The organism is Acinetobacter beijerinckii CIP 110307, from assembly GCF_000369005.1.
Lineage (GTDB): Bacteria > Pseudomonadota > Gammaproteobacteria > Pseudomonadales > Moraxellaceae > Acinetobacter > Acinetobacter beijerinckii.
Genome location: NZ_KB849765.1, coordinates 933036 through 952238, shown reverse-complemented (window position 1 = coordinate 952238; position 19203 = coordinate 933036). Strand labels below are relative to the sequence as shown.

18 protein-coding genes are annotated in these 19203 nt (G+C 38.5%); 11 read left to right on the top strand and 7 right to left on the bottom strand.

The genetic code is table 11. The features are described 5' to 3' along the window. Positions 1-83 precede the first annotated feature (83 nt). The 5 genes from parC to F933_RS10010 form a co-directional block, all read right to left on the bottom strand. Positions 84-2303, bottom strand: coding sequence for a DNA topoisomerase IV subunit A (gene parC, locus F933_RS10030; protein WP_005060871.1), 2220 nt, complete (start codon positions 2301-2303; stop codon positions 84-86). A gap of 211 nt (positions 2304-2514) precedes the next feature. Beyond that, complete coding sequence (locus F933_RS10025) at positions 2515-2988, bottom strand: hypothetical protein (protein WP_005060868.1); 474 nt, start codon at positions 2986-2988, stop codon at positions 2515-2517. 30 nt (positions 2989-3018) lie between these two features. Beyond that, positions 3019-3663, bottom strand: a complete 645-nt coding sequence (locus F933_RS10020; RefSeq protein WP_005050789.1) for a trimeric intracellular cation channel family protein — start codon at positions 3661-3663, stop codon at positions 3019-3021. Between the two features lie 52 nt (positions 3664-3715). Continuing rightward, positions 3716-4198: a YchJ family protein gene (locus tag F933_RS10015; RefSeq protein ID WP_005060864.1), complete on the bottom strand. Its 483-nt coding sequence runs from the start codon at positions 4196-4198 to the stop codon at positions 3716-3718. Between the two features lie 94 nt (positions 4199-4292). Further along, complete coding sequence (locus F933_RS10010) at positions 4293-5882, bottom strand: TerC family protein (protein ID WP_005060861.1); 1590 nt, start codon at positions 5880-5882, stop codon at positions 4293-4295. A gap of 327 nt (positions 5883-6209) precedes the next feature. Here F933_RS10010 and F933_RS10005 point away from each other — a divergent pair, with 327 nt between their 5' ends. Next, positions 6210-6830, top strand: coding sequence for an LOG family protein (locus F933_RS10005; protein WP_005060858.1), 621 nt, complete (start codon positions 6210-6212; stop codon positions 6828-6830). Positions 6831-6883: 53 nt separating this feature from the next. Here F933_RS10005 and F933_RS10000 read toward each other — a convergent pair whose 3' ends face one another. After that, positions 6884-8665 (bottom strand): choice-of-anchor I family protein, encoded by a 1782-nt coding sequence (locus F933_RS10000; protein ID WP_005060857.1) that lies wholly within the window; start codon positions 8663-8665, stop codon positions 6884-6886. Positions 8666-8828: 163 nt separating this feature from the next. Between F933_RS10000 and mdtD the strand changes: the two genes are divergently transcribed. The 10 genes from mdtD to F933_RS09945 all read left to right on the top strand — a co-directional run bounded on the left by mdtD (position 8829) and on the right by F933_RS09945 (position 18522). Then, positions 8829-10217, top strand: coding sequence for a multidrug transporter subunit MdtD (mdtD, locus tag F933_RS09995; protein ID WP_005060856.1), 1389 nt, complete (start codon positions 8829-8831; stop codon positions 10215-10217). Between the two features lie 39 nt (positions 10218-10256). Beyond that, positions 10257-11225: a hypothetical protein gene (locus F933_RS09990; protein WP_005060855.1), complete on the top strand. Its 969-nt coding sequence runs from the start codon at positions 10257-10259 to the stop codon at positions 11223-11225. An 11-nt stretch (positions 11226-11236) separates the two neighbouring features. Next, positions 11237-11998, top strand: a complete 762-nt coding sequence (locus F933_RS09985) for a glycoside hydrolase family 25 protein (RefSeq protein ID WP_005060853.1) — start codon at positions 11237-11239, stop codon at positions 11996-11998. Continuing rightward, positions 11988-13055, top strand: coding sequence for a DNA polymerase IV (gene dinB / locus F933_RS09980; RefSeq protein ID WP_005060851.1), 1068 nt, complete (start codon positions 11988-11990; stop codon positions 13053-13055). Before F933_RS09985 ends, dinB begins: the two co-directional genes overlap by 11 nt. A gap of 298 nt (positions 13056-13353) precedes the next feature. Continuing rightward, the gene (gene creB, locus F933_RS09975) at positions 13354-14082 is read left to right on the top strand and encodes a two-component system response regulator CreB (RefSeq protein WP_005060849.1); all 729 of its coding nucleotides are present in this window, start codon (positions 13354-13356) and stop codon (positions 14080-14082) included. Positions 14083-14573: 491 nt separating this feature from the next. Then, positions 14574-14861 (top strand): hypothetical protein, encoded by a 288-nt coding sequence (locus F933_RS09965; RefSeq protein WP_005060844.1) that lies wholly within the window; start codon positions 14574-14576, stop codon positions 14859-14861. Positions 14862-14878: 17 nt separating this feature from the next. Beyond that, a complete protein-coding gene (gene creC, locus F933_RS09960; protein ID WP_005060843.1) occupies positions 14879-16345 on the top strand; it encodes a two-component system sensor histidine kinase CreC in 1467 nt (488 codons plus the stop codon). A gap of 75 nt (positions 16346-16420) precedes the next feature. Next, entirely contained in the window at positions 16421-17824 is a 1404-nt protein-coding gene (gene creD, locus F933_RS09955) for a cell envelope integrity protein CreD (RefSeq protein ID WP_005060841.1), read from the top strand. A gap of 61 nt (positions 17825-17885) precedes the next feature. Continuing rightward, complete coding sequence (locus F933_RS09950) at positions 17886-18089, top strand: hypothetical protein (RefSeq protein WP_005060839.1); 204 nt, start codon at positions 17886-17888, stop codon at positions 18087-18089. 76 nt (positions 18090-18165) lie between these two features. Further along, the gene (locus F933_RS09945) at positions 18166-18522 is read left to right on the top strand and encodes a RidA family protein (RefSeq protein ID WP_005060837.1); all 357 of its coding nucleotides are present in this window, start codon (positions 18166-18168) and stop codon (positions 18520-18522) included. Here F933_RS09945 and F933_RS09940 read toward each other — a convergent pair. Then, positions 18519-19055 (bottom strand): DUF2726 domain-containing protein, encoded by a 537-nt coding sequence (locus F933_RS09940; RefSeq protein WP_005060835.1) that lies wholly within the window; start codon positions 19053-19055, stop codon positions 18519-18521. The genes F933_RS09945 and F933_RS09940 overlap by 4 nt on opposite strands. Positions 19056-19203: the final 148 nt, after the last annotated feature.

Here is a 19203-nt window from a genome sequence, read left to right as displayed (position 1 = left end):
ATATTTGAATTGCCTTGTCAATGTATTCAAACAATATGCATACATTCACATATATAACGTATTTATCTTACAGAATACTAGCCCTATCTCTGAATGAGGAGTCTATTTGCTTTTTGATATCCCCGTGGTAAAAGTTGCCCCTTTGTTGCTCTTTTTCCTATATATTTTTGGAGATCATCCCCTTTCAGTTTTAGATGCTGTTGTCCTGCAGCGACTTGGATTATTTCATCTAAATTCAAGGTTGTCATGGATATAATTTGCTCTTTTTCATCAAGTTGTATCAACTTGTTACCTTTACCTTTATTTAATACAGGTAACTCATTTAAATCCACAATCAGTAATCGACCCACAGAACTCAAGATCGCTACATGTGTTGCTTGTTGAATCGGGATTAATGGCATTGCTGTCGCTTTATCGCCAACCGTTAGAAATGCTTTACCTGCCTTAGCATTTGTATCGAGTTGAGTTGCCTGTGTTTTAAACCCATAGCCTTTTGAACTGACTGCAAGAAGCTCAGTCGCATCATCTTCAATAAATACTTGAATGAAGGATACGCCGCTGGCTGGTGCAAGTTTCGAGCTTAAAGGCTCGCCCAGACCTCGCGCAGAAGGCAAACTGCTAATTGGCAAGGCATAGCTTCGACCTGTTTCATCCAAGAAATAGACACGCTGATTGGTCTTTCCAACGGCATGACTGAGATACTGATCGCCTGCTCGAAAGTTTAAATTCGCAGCATCGACATCACCACCTTTGGCAGCTCTCACCCAGCCTGCTTCTGATAAAACAACCGTTACCGTTTCTGCTGGCATTAAGTCTTGTTCTTTGATTTGCACAGCTTCAGCACGAGCAACAATTGGTGAACGACGATCATCACCAAACTTTTTCGCGTCTTCTTTTAACTCACCAATAATTAAGTTTTTCAATGATTCAGGATTCGCCAATTGCTCACGGATAATCGCGGCTTTTGCTTCCAATTCCTCTTGCTCACGGCGAATTTCCATTTCTTCAAGCTTAGCCAAATGACGAAGCTTGAGCTCTAAAATTGCTTCAGCCTGAATATCATCAATCCCAAAATGCTGCATCAGTACAGGTTTTGGTTGATCTTCCTCTCGAATAATTCGAATCACGGTATCAATATCCAAGTAGGCAATCAAAAGACCTGCCAAGATATGTAAGCGCTTTTCGATTTTAGTCAGATGATATTGCAATCGGCGCGTCACGGTTTGCTTACGAATCTCAATCCATTCCAACAAAATACGGCGAATCGATTTGACTTGTGGGCGACCATCTGCCCCGATCATGTTCAGATTGACACGATAACTCGATTCTAAATCAGTCGTCGCAAATAAATGACTCATCACCGTTTCTGCATCCACACGATTAGAACGCAGTACGATAACTAAGCGTGTTGGATTTTTATGATCGGATTCATCACGAATATCAGCCACCAAAGGTAGCTTTTTCGCAATCATTTGATCTGCAATTTGAGTGACGACTTTTGATCCTGAAACTTGATAAGGCAGTTCAGTAATCACAATCTCATTTTTTTCTACCGTGTACACTGCACGTGCGCGGTAACTTCCACGTCCAGTCGTTTGAATTTTTAATAATTCTTCTGGCGGGGTAATAATTTCAGCTTTGGTTGGTAAATCAGGGGCTGGAATATATTCTGCTAATTTTTCATCAGTAGTTTCAGGATTACGAATTAAAGCAATCGTTCCTTTAATCACTTCACGTAAATTATGCGGTGGGATATCCGTTGCCATACCAACGGCAATACCCGTTGTGCCGTTGAGCAGAATATTGGGAATACGTGCAGGTAAAGTAATCGGTTCTTTCATCGAACCATCAAAGTTATCTTGCCATTCGCTAGTACCCTGTCCAAGTTCGCTCAGTAATAATTCACTATAAGCAGACAATTTGGCTTCGGTATAACGCATTGCAGCAAATGATTTCGGATCATCTGGTGAACCCCAGTTGCCTTGACCTTCAATCAATGGATAACGGTAACTGAATGGCTGTGCCATTAACACCATGGCTTCATAACAGGCTGAGTCACCATGTGGATGGTATTTACCCAATACATCACCTACAGTACGTGCTGACTTCTTGGGCTTGCCTGTCGATTTCAAGCCCAACTCGCTCATCGCATAGACGATACGGCGCTGTACAGGTTTTAGACCATCGCTGATATGCGGCAATGCACGATCCATAATCACGTACATGGCATAATTTAAATAAGCTTGTTCTGTGAATTCAGCTACGGATCGGTTTTCTGTTGCTTGATGTGCAAGGCTGGTCATTTCAGCGAGTCATCCAAAATCATTGTTATCGTCAATATTTTGTATGCTATGTGGATGAAGGCGTTGTGACAAGCCCTTGTTGTTGTTTAAACGTCAAATGGTGTCTTGTTCAAAGAATTTGTATTGAATAAGGTACTGAAGCAACTTTTCAGCTATCAAATCAGAGACTTTCTCTGAATAATTTCATTTTAACTTCATCAATATTCAAAATTTACAAGGAGGTCAATTCTTTATTAACGTTAAAACCAAAACTGAAATTACAATCGCGCACATATTCAATTGTATTTTCTAAAGGTAAAAATACGAGTTCAATATAATTTTTACCCATGGATAATTGGAACTCTGTATCAAACGCATCCTTAAACCTACTAGAAAAATCATCCGAATCATTCGAATCATTCGACCAAGATGACACATCAAAAATCGGTAAATATACTTGTGCTAAATCACTAGAAAACAAATTCTTTCCTGTTTGAATCAGCTTATGGCAGCTAAAGCTAACTAACGTAATTGTTGATAATTCACCTGTTTTTAAAAGCCCTATTTCAATCAAAGACGTAGAGCCATTACCCCCTCTCCAATATAAATCTGGGGATTTTTCATTGAAATAAATATCAAAGGGTACGTAACCATCTATTGCGACCGAATGATAGTGATAGGTACTTATATTAATTCTCTTTAACATATGATCACCTTCAATTGAGGTAATTCTTAATCAGTGCTCATCCGTAGACGAAGCAGATTCGGCATCATCTTCTTTATAGATAAATTTTGGCATTTCTAAACCAAAATAAATCGCAATCAAACGTAAGGTAAAACCAAAGACCAAAGTAAAAATAACGGTCAAATCATGCGGTAAACCGACTTCTAAGCAAACCCAATAACAGATCACTGCAACAAAAGAGATACTGGCATAAAGCTCACGGCGGAACACTAGAGGTACATCGTTACACAAGATATCACGCAGAATACCACCTGATACACCTGTCAAAACCCCTGCAACAGCCGACACAACAAAACCATGCCCCATCGATAACGCAATTTGGCAACCAATAATGGTAAAACCAATTAGACCTAAGGCATCAAGTACCAAGAAGATATTGCGCAAATGCTGCATCCATTTGGCAATAATAATCGTGACAAATGCAGCACAACACGTCAGAACCAAATACTCAGGATGCTTCACCCAAGTTAAAGGATAATGTCCTAATAAAACATCTCGAACAGAACCACCACCCAATGCGGTTACACAGGCAATCAGTGTCACACCGAACCAATCCATACTACGGCGACCTGCTGATAAAGCGCCGGTCATTGCTTCCGCAGTAATGGCAATAATATAAATAACGGTGAGCAACATCTGCCTACATCCTTCAATCAGGCATAAAAGTGTGCGCTATTTTAAGACAAACTTAGATGAATTGTGCACAACATTGCTTAAATTTTTTCCCTGAACCACAAATACAAGACTGTTTCATCGTAACTTGCATATCTAAAGTCGGATCAAGGAAATACCACTGCTGTTGATGTAAGACAAAATGTGAAATTTCATGATGAATATGCTGTTGTTTTTCATCCTGATTTTTATCACAGTAATGGGCTTTAAACTCCACTAAAGCATGCGTTTTATCCACCTTTGGTTGGTGTTGTATCACTTCTAATTTAAGCCAATCATTTGATTGACTCCAATCTGCAATCGCATCTCGATCTAAAGCTGTTTGCTGCCCCAAAGCTGTGGTTTGCAAAATATAATCTATTTGCTGCAACGCAAAAGCACTGTAGCGAGAACGCATCAGTTGTTCGGCCGTATTGGCAATTTTTAGTCTTAAATGCAAAGGTTGGCAACAGTTAGCATATTGCCCTTGCCCACATGGACAATCTTGTAGTAATGACATTTCAAAATCTCAAATGAAAATCCCTGAGAAAAGCTAAATTGCAGATTACTCTTACACTTTAGGCTCTACTCAGGGATAAATAATTTAGCGAAGCTTAATTACTTTTTTCAGGCTGATCTTTGTGAATGATACGGACTTTTTCAATTTTATGACCATCCATTGTCACCACTTCAAAGTCGTAACCATCTGCTTCAACCATTTCACCATTTTCAGGTAAACGACCTAAATGGAATAAGATATAACCTGATAAAGTTGAATACTCTTCACTTTCATCTACCAAGTCTTTACCCAAAAGTAATGAGACATGACGAATGTCAGTTGAGCCATCTAACAGCATAGAGCCATCTTCTAGACTCGCTGCCGCAGCTTCAAGCTCATCTTCATCTGGGAACTCACCCGCGATCGCTTCAAGAACATCAATCGGTGTCGCAATACCTTCAATTGAACCATATTCATTCAGTACAATTGCCATCTGTAATGGTGCTTGACGCAATTGTTCCATCACCATCAAGACTTGCGCATTTTCATGCACAATGACTGGCTCACGTAGGTGTTTGCTGAAATCAATTGACCCAGTTTCAATGTATTCATTGAGTACTTTATGAGTTAATACAATACCTTCAATGTTATCTAACTCACCACGAGCAATAATCAAACGCGAATGAGTCATTGCCATTAAGCGTTGTTTTAACTCAGCTGGATTAGCATCTAAATCAAGCCATTCCAATTCTGGACGTGGAGTCATCACCGACTTTACAGGTCGTTCAGATAATCCTAAAACCCCTTGTACGAGTACACTGTGGTAAACACCATTGTCTTCATCAAAGACTTCTTTGGCATAGGCTTGAGTTGCGAGAACATCTCCCGCTTCTTTATTTTGCCCTTCTGAATTGCCATTACCTTTGTTTCCAAGCATACGTAATACTGCTGATGCGGTGCGGTAACGCAGATCTGTCGTCGTGACTAATTTCTCTTGATTACGACGCATGGTTTGGTTGACCATTTCGACTAATACAGAGAAACCAATCGCAGCGTATAAGTAGCCTTTCGGAATATGGAAACCAAAACCTTCAACCACCAATGAGAAACCAATCATCATCAAGAAGCCAAGACAGAGAATGACCACTGTTGGATGCTTATTGACGAAGTCCATGAGAGGTTTTGCTGCCAACAGCATAATACCTACAGCAATAATCATTGCGAGCATCATTACGCTTTGGTGCTTCACCATACCAACCGCAGTAATCACACTATCTAAAGAGAAGACTGCATCCAAAACGACAATCTGAACAATAACCATCCAGAAAGTCGCATGTACAGGATTTTCTTCTTTATGCGTTTGATGACCCTCGATTCGCTCATGAAGCTCCATGGTTCCCTTAAATAATAAGAACACACCACCGAATAATAGAATCAGGTCTCGTCCAGAGAAAGCATGATCGAACACATAAAATAATGGTTCAGTCAGTGTTACCACCCATGCGATGGCAGCGAGTAATCCCAAACGCATTAATAAAGCGAGAATCAAGCCGACTCTACGAGCAGTATCACGTTGTTCTGGAGGGAGTTTTTCAGCTAAAATTGCAATAAAAACAAGGTTATCAATACCCAGTACAATTTCTAGTACCACTAACGTTGCTAAACCTACCCATGCAGAAGGGTCAGACATCCATTCGAACATCATTAAAATGACTCCTCTGCAAAATCAGCAATATGGTTATTAAATTGAACATTTAAAAGATCGGCACAAACAGCCAAAACATTTTTTTTAGAAAATAAGATCAAAGCGGAGCGACAACAACCACTACTCATAGAGGGACATAAATTAATAAAAGGATTTTCAGTATAGGCAAGATTTCATCGAAATTCATCTATTTTATGTGGATGATGTTTTCAAATTTTTTCTAAAGTTTGTAAAAGCACATTGTATGTAAAGTGTGCATTAAACTGTCATAAAAGTCATTTAGCCTAGACAAGCACAATGAAAATGATAAGGTGAAAAATAAACGAAATGAATAGTGTATTAAGAATGACTGAAAACAAGACCTCTTCTCTCCCGAAAACAACTCAATCTCTTATTGCTTTATATTGCGGTTCTCGTACGGGTAATAAACCCATTTATCGTGAGAAAGCCATTGAGTTAGCACAACATATTGCCAATCAAGGTTTCGGAATCGTCTATGGCGGTGCCAGTATTGGTTTAATGGGACAAGTTGCAGATACCGTATTGGAACATAGCGGTGAAGTTGTCGGTGTGATTCCTGAATTTATGTTGGATTATGAAATTGCGCACAATAAATTAACGGAGTTGCATGTCGTCCAAACTATGCATGAGCGTAAAGCATTAATGGCTGAACGTGCTAGCGCATTTATCGCGCTACCTGGTGGTCTCGGTACTTTTGAAGAAATTTTGGAAATTGCGACATGGGGACAGCTTAATCAGCATCAAAAACCGATGATCATTTACAACGTCAATCATTTTTATGATGCATTGATTGCGCAATTGGATCATGCAGTGGAGGAGGGTTTTATACCGCCACAGCATCGTGCCAAAGTGATTATTTGTGAAAATCCTGAACAAATTTCTAATGTCATCAAAAACCTCAATGCTCCTGTACATATTGAAATTTAAAAATCTAGATTACAAAAAAAGCGGATCAAGTTGATCCGCTTTTTATTGTTCTTTTATTGCACGTTTATTTGATAAACTGCTGTAGAACCACTGACTTCATTACCTACCACGAGTAGTGGCTTCGCATTAGGTGAATCTTTTGCTGAGATAAAGGTTAAACCTTCAGGCCCTAAATCGCCCTGTTTTTTCGGATCGGTTTCAACAAAATTACGCGTTGTGAAATATTCAATAAACTTTGGCTTATTTGCAGTAGTGATGTCATAAACCATGATACCGCTCATACGCTCTAAACCAATAAATGCAAAGGTTTTCTTGCCGATTGTTCCAACAGTGATCCCTTCAGGTTCAGGTCCTTTATTATCACTGCGATCATCTAGAGCAATAGCTTCGTGGTCACTATTAAAATAGTTTGGAAATAATTCAGCAATTTTCTTTTCGAACTCGCTACCAGAGTCCCAAACCAGTTGACCTTGCGTATTCCAAATACTAAATGAACGTGCGCCATAGGCGTACAATTTATCGTAAGTTAAACGTCCATTTGCATCGAGTTTTGCTGAACCATCTGCATTGGTTTGATATCCCATATTCCAAGCGATATTTAAACGACCTAGATTTGCATCTTTACGGCAATCACCTGCTTCTGTTGTGGTCGCCCCACAATATGCAAATGTAACTGGATTAAGCTTCGCACCTTTCACACCGTTTGCAATCTTTTGTAAATGAGCAGGATAATCCCCATCCGTATTGAAGCCTTTGTTATTAAATAAATGCTTCATACGAATATTTTCAACATAACCTTTACTTATATCTCCAGCAAAATAAGCATCTCCATCTTTTAACCATTCACGACTATCACCCTCATTAGCAGTCACTAAATAGGTTTGACCATTGGATTGATAATTAGCAATCGAATCAGGTTGATACATACCGACCAAACCAGCCCAGTTTTTGATGTCTATTTTGCTATCTCGATCACTGACATCCAGTTCATTCCCAATTACGCCATGATCTTTATAACCTAATGGATAAATATCAGTGACTTTCTGCTGAGCAATATCAATTCTTGCAATTGCATTATTTTCTTGCAGTGTAACCCATGCCGTTTTGCTGTCATGCGAAATGGTGATGTATTCAGGCTCAAGATCTTGAGCGACTGTTGCATTCGGTCCAAAAATACGTACACCTTTTGCAATTAAATCTGCTTTTTGAGTGTTCCATGCTTTAAAGTCAGCCGTGCGGACTTTCAGTTGTTTAATATTACTAATATCAATAATGCTGATTGAACCTTCAGGATCAATCGAATAGTCATCATTTGGTTCAGCTTCATTTGCCACCAAAATGGTTTTACCATCAGGACTAAAGCTCAACATATCAGGTAACGCACCGACATTCACTTGACTAATAAAGCTTAAATCCTTGGCATTAAACAAAACAACAATACCCGTGTCTGTCTTATTTTGTGCTTGAACTGCAAGTGCAACAATGCCATTTTTTACCGCGACACTATTTACTTCAGAATTAGCTAAATATGTCCGTGCCGATAACTCAGCGATATGTACAGGTTTCTCAGGCTTACTCGCATCTAAAACATCTACTAAGCCTTTTTGTGCATTCACGACAAATAAACGTTTGCTAGCCGCATCATAAGCAGGAATCTCTGCTGCGCTTTGTGCAAAAATATTTGTTTCGTAACGTCCCAATAAACTTAACTTAATGTTTTCAGGTGTAGGTTCAACCACTTCGACTAGATTAGCTTGAGTGTTATTATCATCATTACAAGCAACAAGCCCCACCGACAGTAATGCTGTCAATAAAACAGAAATCTTAAATTTCATGATCAAATTCCATACATTTATTTTGTATGGCTAATCTAGTGTTTTGAGATTCAAATTCGATGACACTTTGATGTCAGTTCAATGACGTCTCTTTGACAATTTTTGTCTTTATTTCAAGCACAGTTGCATTAAACTTAAACTGATTTCTCATTCATGACGGCTCATGACGACCACCACCCACCAAACTGTACAACCTGAATATCGCTTGTTGGTGCTTTTGGTTTCGATTGGCTTTTTTATGCAAGCCTTAGATACCACTATCGTCAATACTGCGATTCCAGCGATGGCGGTTCAACTTAATGAAAATCCGCTGCAAATGCATGGCGTTATTGTCGCTTATGTATTATCTGTTGCAGCCTGTATTCCATTAAGTGGTTGGCTTGCTGATCGTTTTGGTATCCGTAATATTTATCTCAGTTCGATGGTCATTTTCAGTTTAGCTTCATTGGGCTGTGGCTTATCTCAAAATTTAGAACAACTATTATTTTTCCGCGTCATTCAAGGGATTGGTGGTGCGCTGCTCATGCCTGTTGGACGTTTGGCATTACTCAAACTCATTCCCCGCTCTCAGTTCCTCTCTGCCATGAGCTTGATGAGCTTAGCTGGTTTGATTGGTCCACTCATGGGTCCGACATTGGGTGGTTGGCTAGTCGAAGTCACCACATGGCATTGGATTTTTCTGATTAATATTCCGATGGGAATCTTAGGCATGATCATGACTTTCAAAGTCATGCCAAATCAAAAAGAACCAACCGTCAAAACCTTTGACTTGAGTGGTTTTGTTCTGCTCATGATTGCGATGGTTGGGCTTTCTTTAGGGATTGAAAATATTGCAGCATCTCAATATTCAGGTTTAGTTAGTATCGTTTTATTGATTGCGGGGGCGATTGCGACAATTGCATATGCATATCATGCGCATACCCATCAAAATGCTTTATTTCATGGACGTTTATTTCGCTATAAGATTTTTTCGATTGGGGTGTTAGGGAATTTCTTTGCTCGACTCGGCAGCAATGCAATTCCTTTTATTCTACCGCTGATGCTGCAAGTGGCTTTTGGATTCGAGCCGTTCATTACAGGTTTAATGATGATCCCAATGGTTCTTGGTTCATTATTCTCTAAACCAATGATTCGTCCGCTGATTCAACGCGTCGGCTATCGACGCTTTCTCCTGACGAACACAATCTTAGTCGGTTTGTGTATTGCCAGTTTCTCATTAATGACCGTGGCTACGCCATTATGGTTAAAAGTACTGCATTTATTTATATTTGGAACGCTCAACTCATTGCAATTTGTTGGCATGAATACCCTCACCCTTAAAGATTTACCACAGCATGATGCGAGTAGTGGTAATAGTTTCTTATCAATGATTATGATGCTTTCAATGAGTATCGGGGTTGCTTTGGCAGGCACACTGATCAATCTATATGGTCAGCATTTTTCAACCGCATCCATCACCACTGCATTTCATGCCACATTAATTACTTTAGGCTGTATTAATATCATTACTGCTGCGGTTTTTTGGCAAATACCCAAAGAAACGATCGATTAATTTAAGACTAAGCTATTAAATAAGAATAAGGATTTCGAGATGGTAATCCCAAAATATTGGGCTGAAGCCAAAACCAAAACTAAATTTGAAGCTCGTCAATATACGATTAAACGCTTTGGTTGGTCTGATATAAGTCTAGAAGCTGCTCAACAGCATGCTGAGCAGCGTGTCCTTGAAGCGATCGAACAACTTAAAATTGATCAAAAAATTCGACGTATCGACCATAAAGTTGCTTATAACGGCGCAGAGGGTTTACCCATTCGAGAGGAAATCATTAGCCGATACGATGATATGATTATTACACGTAATAGCTATGGTGCCTTATGTCTAAACACACCTGATGTATTATTTGCTGATATTGATTTTGTGACGCAACCTCATTCCAACTTGTATCTAATCGCTTTCTTTGTATTGTTGGCTTGCAGCGGTTTTGGCGCATTCTATTTTTCTTCTTGGTTTATCTTTGGCATTGGATTTGTCCTTTCGCTTTTGCTCACAAGCACGATTGCAAAATGGATATTTAAATTCCAACAGAAACGTAAAGGCACACCTGAACAACTCGCTTTAGAGAAAATTAGAACATTCTCAACCCATTATCCAACATGGCATTTACGTGTTTATCGCACTCCGAATGGTTATCGGATTTTGGTTATGCATCAAATCTTTGAACCTCGAGGTGAGCAAGTTCAATTATTTTTTAAAGCGATTTATGCTGATCCTTATTATGACCTGATGTGCCAAAATCAAAATTGCTTTCGTGCCCGAATCAGCCCTAAACCTTGGCGAATAGGTGTAGAGCGTTTAAGACAAGATATATGGCCCGTACCAAACGAGCGCATAGCTCTCAGAGAAAATTGGGTTCGTGAATATCAGCGACAGGCTGAAGATTATGCATCCTGTAGATTTGTGGAACAATTTGGTAGTCAGATGGTTCATCCCAAAGCAAAACGAGTACAATCTATCCATGATCAGTATTGTAAATCCGACTCTCATTTAGATATCGCGTAATCTCTGACAACATGGCAAAAAAATCGACGAAATACTTACTTTCTCAACATTATCCAACCTTTACCAGTATCGGCTTAGCGCTCATGCTAGGTCTCGTCAGTTATTTCGGTTTGTTCTACCAACAAAAAGCTTCTGCACATGATTATTCCATTCGTGGTTTTGATGTTTCACATCATCAAGGTGAGATTAACTGGAAAAAAATCTCTCCGATGCAATATCAATTTGTCTATCTCAAAGCCACAGAAGGTGGAGATTTTAAAGATCGTAAGTTTCAGGATAACTGGCTAAAAGCTCGCGAACAGGGGTTGCATGTCGGTGCATATCATTTCTATCGTCTGTGTCGTGACGGTAAAGTCCAAGCTGAGAATTTTATTGCAACCGTGCCAAAAAAAGCAGATGCGTTGCCACCCGTGATTGACTTGGAATACGACAGTAATTGTATTAATACCTATACCAAAGAGCAGTTACTCAAAGAAATTCAGGTCATGCATGATCAACTACAGCAACATTATGGCAAGCAACCTATTTTCTATATTTCTAAGAGTTTTTATCACATCGTTTTGATGGGTAATTTTACCGACACGCCACTTTGGGTACGAGATTACGAGGCTAAACCTGAGCTAAAAGATGGACGTAAATGGCTGTTTTGGCAACACACCCAAACTGGAAAAATAGCAGGTATTTCAAAACCTGTGGATTTAAATGTGTATGCAGATTCACCGAAACAATGGCGCATCTTTCTGAAAGAACAAGGCATCAGCAATGCCGATTGAGCAACGCAAAATCATTCATATCGATATGGATGCTTTTTATGCTTCAGTTGAACTTCGTGAGCGACCTGAACTTAAAGATTTACCTGTGGTCATTTCCTCACATCATCCACGTGCAGTCATTGCAGCAGCCTCCTACCCAGCCCGCGTTTTTGGCTTACGTTCTGCGATGTCGATGGGACAAGCAAAAAAGCTTTGTCCTCAAGTGGTGGTGATTGAACCTCATTTTGAAAAATATCGCGAGGTTTCTGCACAAATTCATCAAATATTTCAGCAATATACTCCCCTCATCGAACCATTGTCTTTGGATGAAGCCTATCTGGATGTAACTGAAAATCTGAAAAATATTCCGAGTGCAACTGAGGTGGCGGCACAAATTCGCGCAGATATTTTTGCCGTCACAGGACTGACTGCCTCCGCAGGTGTTGCACCGAATAAGTTTTTGGCTAAGATCGCATCTGACTGGAACAAGCCCGATGGGTTATTCGTGATTAAACCCCATCAAATTCAACATTTTATTCAAGACTTAGCACTGAATAAAATTCCTGGTGTGGGCAAAGTCACGCATGAAAAGTTAATTCAATTAAATCTACATACTTTGGGCGATCTGCAAAAAATCGAAGAAAATATACTCATCCACCATTTCGGCAAATACGGCAAACAACTGTATTTGTATGCGCAAGGCATTGATCATCGTCCAGTAAAAGCAGAGCGTGAGCGACAACAAATATCGAAGGAAATTACCTTTGATGATGACTACACATTGATCCAATGTAATCATGCTTGGCAACCTTTAGCCGAACAGGTTTGGCGCAGCTTAGAACGAAAGCAACTGACTGCTCGTGGGGTTAACATCAAACTCAAACTCAAAAATTTTCAAACGCTAAAGCATAGTAAAAGTTTTAAACTCCCTCTTGGCTCTCAGCAAGATTTAGAGCAAGTGGTTTTGCAGTTGCTCGCAGAGATGCATATTGATTCGAGTTTTCAATTTCGCTTGGTGGGTGTTGGTGTCTATCAATTACAGAGTAAACAAGAAGAATCACAGCTTTCCTTGTGGTAACGTTGCTTTTTTAGGCAAAAGCACAATCCTTGTTCAAATTTATGTTTGCTTTTTATGCAGTTTTCAGTACTCTAAGCAACGCAGTGACATTATCCATGTTGCTTGCTCTTGCTAAAGAAATCCTCGCTTTTAGCATTTGCTCCTGTGGTTGGCGTGACGATCAAATCCGAATATTACAGGGCACTTCAAGTGTCCTTTGTTTTATTAAATAATTATAAAAATGAGTATTCCTACTTTTCTGTACCGTATCTTCCGCTAAACTACTTCAATAAAATTAGAAAATATTGATTAGTTAATCATGATGAATCAAAAACAAATTCTCTGTGTTGAAGATGAAGCTGCGATTATTCTTCCGCTACGTTATGCGCTTGAGCGCGAAGGCTGGAGTGTAAGCTGGGCAAATACAGGTGCTCAGGCATTACAATTTCTTTCGGAACAAGCTTTTGATTTTATTATTTTAGATGTCGGCTTACCTGATCTGAATGGTTTTGAAGTCTGCAAACAGCTACGCCAAAAATATCAAACACCTTTATTGTTCCTCACCGCACGTGATGACGAAATTGATCGCGTTGTTGGTTTAGAAATCGGCGCAGATGATTATTGTACAAAACCTTTTAGCGCACGAGAAATTGTGGCAAGAATCAAAGCTATTTGGCGCAGAATGGAAATACAGGCGCAAAATATCTCATCACAACCATCAATCACCCAAGCAGAAATTATCCTGCAATCTGCGACATGGACGTGCAATCCACAGTCATTACAGATTCAATATCATGGGGAAATACTACAACTAACACGTTATGAGTATCGCTTGTTGTTTTTGTTGATTCAACATCCTGAACAAGTCTTTAGCCGTCAGCAATTGATGGATCATATTTGGGAACATCCTGAACATAGCTTAGAACGTACAGTCGATACACATATCAAAAGTTTAAGACAAAAGCTTAAACAAATTACCCCTGATGATGATCCAATTCGGACGCATCGAGGGTTTGGGTATAGTTTGGTTAGAATTCCAGCACAATAAATTAATCATAGCATGAACTTTAATTTAAAAACTTCAGCATATATATTGATATTTACCTCATTCATTTATCTTACTTATATATATTCATATAAAATCATTCTAATAGAAGATATATCTAAAAATTATATAAAAGAGTTAAACAAAGACTGCTATTTGTATGAATCAAAAGATGATTTAGCTAATATTATTAGATATATTGCAATAGAAAACTATGGGAAAGATAAGGTTATAAATCAGAACTATTTTAAGATAAAACAAAGCTCTGCCTCAAAATCAATTATTATTGTTGAAGGATTTCCAAATACTCTACCAATATATTTTACAAAAAAATGGATCAACCCAATCGCAATAGAATTTAAGAAGGATAGAACGCACGATTGTTTACTATTCATAGCAATTTATAAATATAGAGATTGATTTAATTTTTTAAATTAAAGTGTACTTAATAGAAGTTATAATTATGAATCATCACAGATAAAGAAAATAATATTATGCATGATTGGTCACTCATCTCTATTCATATAGATTGGATTCAATCCAATCTTAAAATTCATCTTAAAAATACTCAGTCAGAAGATAAAATTTATCTAGTAGAAAAATTTACAGCTTTCAACCTTTCAAGAAAAAATGAATGGGGAGAAAGTATTTCTATCAACCAGATATTAAATTATTCTACTTTATTGAATGGTAATACATATCTTAAAATAGAAATACAATCTGGAGATATACTTGAGATTGAAGCTAAAAAGATTCAATTACCTTTTGATCTAATGACTTAAATTCTTGAAGTAAAACTATGTCCATCTTTATCCGCATTTGGTTTTTCTTTAGCTTGGTGGTCGTGCTAAGCCTGAGTTTAATTGCTTATACGTTGAATCAACAGGTTAAACCAAATGTCCGCCAAGTGGTCGAAGATACTCTCGCCGAGAATGCCAATATTATTGCCCAACTGATTGCAGAAGATGTGGCGCAACAAGAAGTTAGTACACCTGAATTTGATCAAAAAATTCAAGCAGCATTATCTCGCCAAATCAACGCCACAATTTGGCAGCATCAAAAAGATGAAATTAACCAACAACTGTATATTACAGATCAGCACGGTATTGTCATCTACGACTCAGAAGGACAAGCGGTTGGACAAGATTATTCAAAATGGAATGATGTTTATTTGACGCTGCAAGGTAAATACGGCGCACGATCTACTGCAACCAATCCTTATGATCGAAACAGCAGCGTGATGCATATTGCTGCACCTATTATCTACAAACAACAATTACTTGGTGTAGTCAGTATTGGTAAACCGAATCAATCCGTACAGCCTTATATTGCTCGCGCAGAACGTCAACTCATTCATCAAGCACTATGGATCGCTGCACTGAGTTTATTACTCGCAAGCATGGTGGCATATTGGTTAAGACACAGTATTGATAAAGTGCGTCGTTATGCTCAGGCGCTAGCACCCGTCAATCAGGCTCCATTCTTTTATTCTGCCAAAGAGCTTAACCAAGTGACTCAAGCATTAAGTGAAATGCGAGAAAAACTCGAAGATCGCGCTTATGTCGAGAACTATGTCAATACGCTAACCCACGAGTTAAAAAGTCCACTCACGGCAATTCAAGCCAGTGCGGAACTATTACAAGATGATCTACCATTAGAAGATCAACAAAAATTTGCAGCACATATTGTTGCGCAAAGTCATCGCTTGCAATCCTTAATCGAACGCATGCTATTGCTAACACGCCTAGAGAAGAATCAGCATGCTTTAGAGTTTCAAAATATTGATTTATCAAAATTGATTCGGGATTGTGTGATACAACAACAGAGTGCTCTTCAAATTAAACAGATTCAAATAGAGCTGAATCTTCCTGAAGATTGCTCAATCTATGCTGATCCCTTTTGGCTGAAACAAGCCATCAATAATGTCTTAGATAACGCAAGAGACTTTTGCCCTGAACAAAGTGTTCTCGCCATTCAACTCAGGGAAATTACCGTTACTAATGACATTGAAATTCTATTATTCAATGAGGGGGAAGCTATTCCTGAATACGCTTTAAATCGTGTCTTTGAAACCTATTTTTCATTACCACGTCCGCATAATCAGCAACGAAGCACAGGTATTGGTCTGAGTATCGTGCAGCAGATTATCCAACAGCATCAAGGTCACATCAGCATTCAAAATATCCCTGAAAATGATTTGAATTTCTTAGAGAAACACAAATCAGGGATACTGGTAAAAATTATACTTCATCGAAACTTCACATAAGCTTCAATAACAACTCATTTAGAACGCATATCGATTCGAGATACTTGTCATAGCACAATGACAATGGAATCCACCATGCGCAGAAACTTTATTAATCTGAAAATAGGAGCGATTTTGTTCCTGATTTTGATTTTTTATATTGGTCTTTTTTTCATCTCTAACTTAGTAGATGAACGCCAAAGCTATCAACAACAAGTGATTCAGGACATCGCAAAAGAACAAATTCGCCCACAACAAGTGATTGCACCCTATTTAAAACTTCCCTATCAAATTCAAACTACATGTACCGATGAAAAAAAGAAAACTTACGATTGTACGCAAACGGCATTTATTAGCTTAGGTGCAGAAACAACAGACTGGACAGCTCAATTTAAAGTTTCAGACAATACCTACAAACGTAGTATGTATAAAGCGATTAGTTATCAAAATCACATGCAAGGAAAAGGCGTATTTAAAGGCGCTACGATTGAACCACAACACAACTATCTTTGGGATCAAGCTGAAATCATTTTTCCTATCCAAGATGCTCGCGGTCTAAACGCCAAGCCAACCTTTAATATTGATGGAAAAAATTATAAATTTGACTTTTCTGAGCAAAGCCAAGGGCAACATGGCTTTGATCTACTGCATATCACCAGCAAGCAATATCCTGAACTGATCCAAAAATTCCAACAAGGTTTTAGCTTTAATCTGCAATTTGGTCTAGAAGGTTTAAGCGAATTTGCCTTTATCCCAACCAGTTACGAAATGACATATCAAGCTAAAGGCAATTGGGGTGATGTGAAATACGATGGTCAAAGTTTACCGTTTAAGAAACTCAGCAAAAGACAACTTTTTGAAGCAGATTGGAAAAATATTGCTTTAGGTAAACGTAATTTAGATCGTCTCTCAACTTGTGAAAACAGTCAGTGTTTTTACCAAGCTTTAAATACTCAAAGCAATCTGATCAGTGATGTTGAAGCTGCTTATGCTGCTTCAAATACATCTTCAAACAATATTTCGGGCATTTCGACTCAGTTTTTAGAACCCGTCAATATTTATACCCAAACTGATCGTGCCATCAAATATGGCATTATGGTGATCATTATTACCTTTGGTTGCTTCTTTTTATTCGAAGTTTTGAAGAATCTTAAAATTCATCCTGTTCAGTATGCTTTGGTTGCCATGGCACAAGGTGTGTTCTTTGTTTTACTGCTATCTATCAGCGAATATTACGCTTTTTCCCTCGCTTATCTAATTGCGGCAGTCGCATGTATTGGTTTAATTACGTGGTATTTATACTTCGTTGTTCAAGGTTTTAAAGCAGCCATACTCTTCGGTGTTTTGCTCAGTGCTTTATACGGCATGATGTATCTATTACTACAATCTAGCGGAAAAACTTTCTTATTTGGCTCCATTTTATCTTTCATCTTAATTGCATCCGTCATGTACATCACACGCCATGTCAATTGGTATCAATCCGAACAACAAAACATATAAACGAATCGGGCAAAGTCATATCTTTGCCCAATTTTTTACGATGATGATAAGGAATAACACCATGCATCACACGACCACTTCAGCTTTAAGCCAACTCAAACAACTGTGTCCGAACCAGAGTTCAATTGCGGTTTGCTTAAATCAACTTCGACAAGCCAAAATTCAATTTTTGAATCTTGGCAATATTATTATTTGCCCACAATTCCACTCTATTTTGATTTTCAAACAACGTAAATTAATGGAAATAGAAACTTTTTCAGCCTAATTTAAACTAATTTACACTGCGTAAGAATTGTATCAAGTACAATCTTTTCTATCGTTTTTTAAATCAGGTAAATCTTATGTCTGTGCAGCGTTTGCATGTCACTTCTCGTTACTGCGAAGTCGCAATTTGTGGAAATTTGGTTCATTTAGCAGGTCAATTAGCAGATGATACCAGTGTAGATGTGACCGCTCAAACACAGCAAACATTAGATAATATCGATCGTTTACTTGCAGAAGCAGGTACAGATAAAACTCATATATTATCTGTACTTATTTTTCTTAAAGACATCGAGAAAGATTATGCAGCGATGAATGCGGTTTGGGATGCATGGATTGCTGAAGGTCATCCCCCAGCACGTACCTGTGTAGAATCTAAACTTTATACACCTGATGTTTTAGTCGAAATGACCGTTACCGCAGTTCGCCCAGATTAAGTAGACTTCACCGCAAGAATATTATTGTATTTCATCATACGATCTGTCTGCGGCATGGTCGTGTGAGAAGTAGCAGTAGCGATATTTGGTTCAAATAAATCAGGAACCAAATCCACTCTTAACTCGTGTTCAGTTGGAATGCTGCTATATCTCAACACGCGATAACCCGCTAACTCCAATAAGCTATCTTGATAATGTTTTTGATGCAGACGATTCACATACGATTCATCTGCAATTTCAATAATCGCGAGCACTTGATGTTGCTGGTCGAGTACAACAAAATCAGCAACCAAACCTTGGTACTTTTTGCGTGTATGAACAAATTTAGTGGTCAATAGCGCATCAAAAGAAACATGCGCCAAAATTGTATGACGTGGTAGCACAGCCTGTAAACGCATCAAGGTGATTTGCTCAGAGATATTGAGAATACCACGACGTTTTAATGGACTGTCTTGACGTTGGTTTTGATGTAAACGCCGTAATGCAAGCGCTGCAATCAGCAGTAGTCCTACTATTGTTATAAAATAATACATTTCTAACGAATCCCTTTAGATTTTTTATAATCGTTTGGCTTCAAGCCATTTTTTTAATCAACACTTCTAATCAACAACGAGCGATAGCAAAGTAATTTTAGCAGTTCAAACTTAAATTTTTTAATGGTATTTGACAAGTAGACCAAAG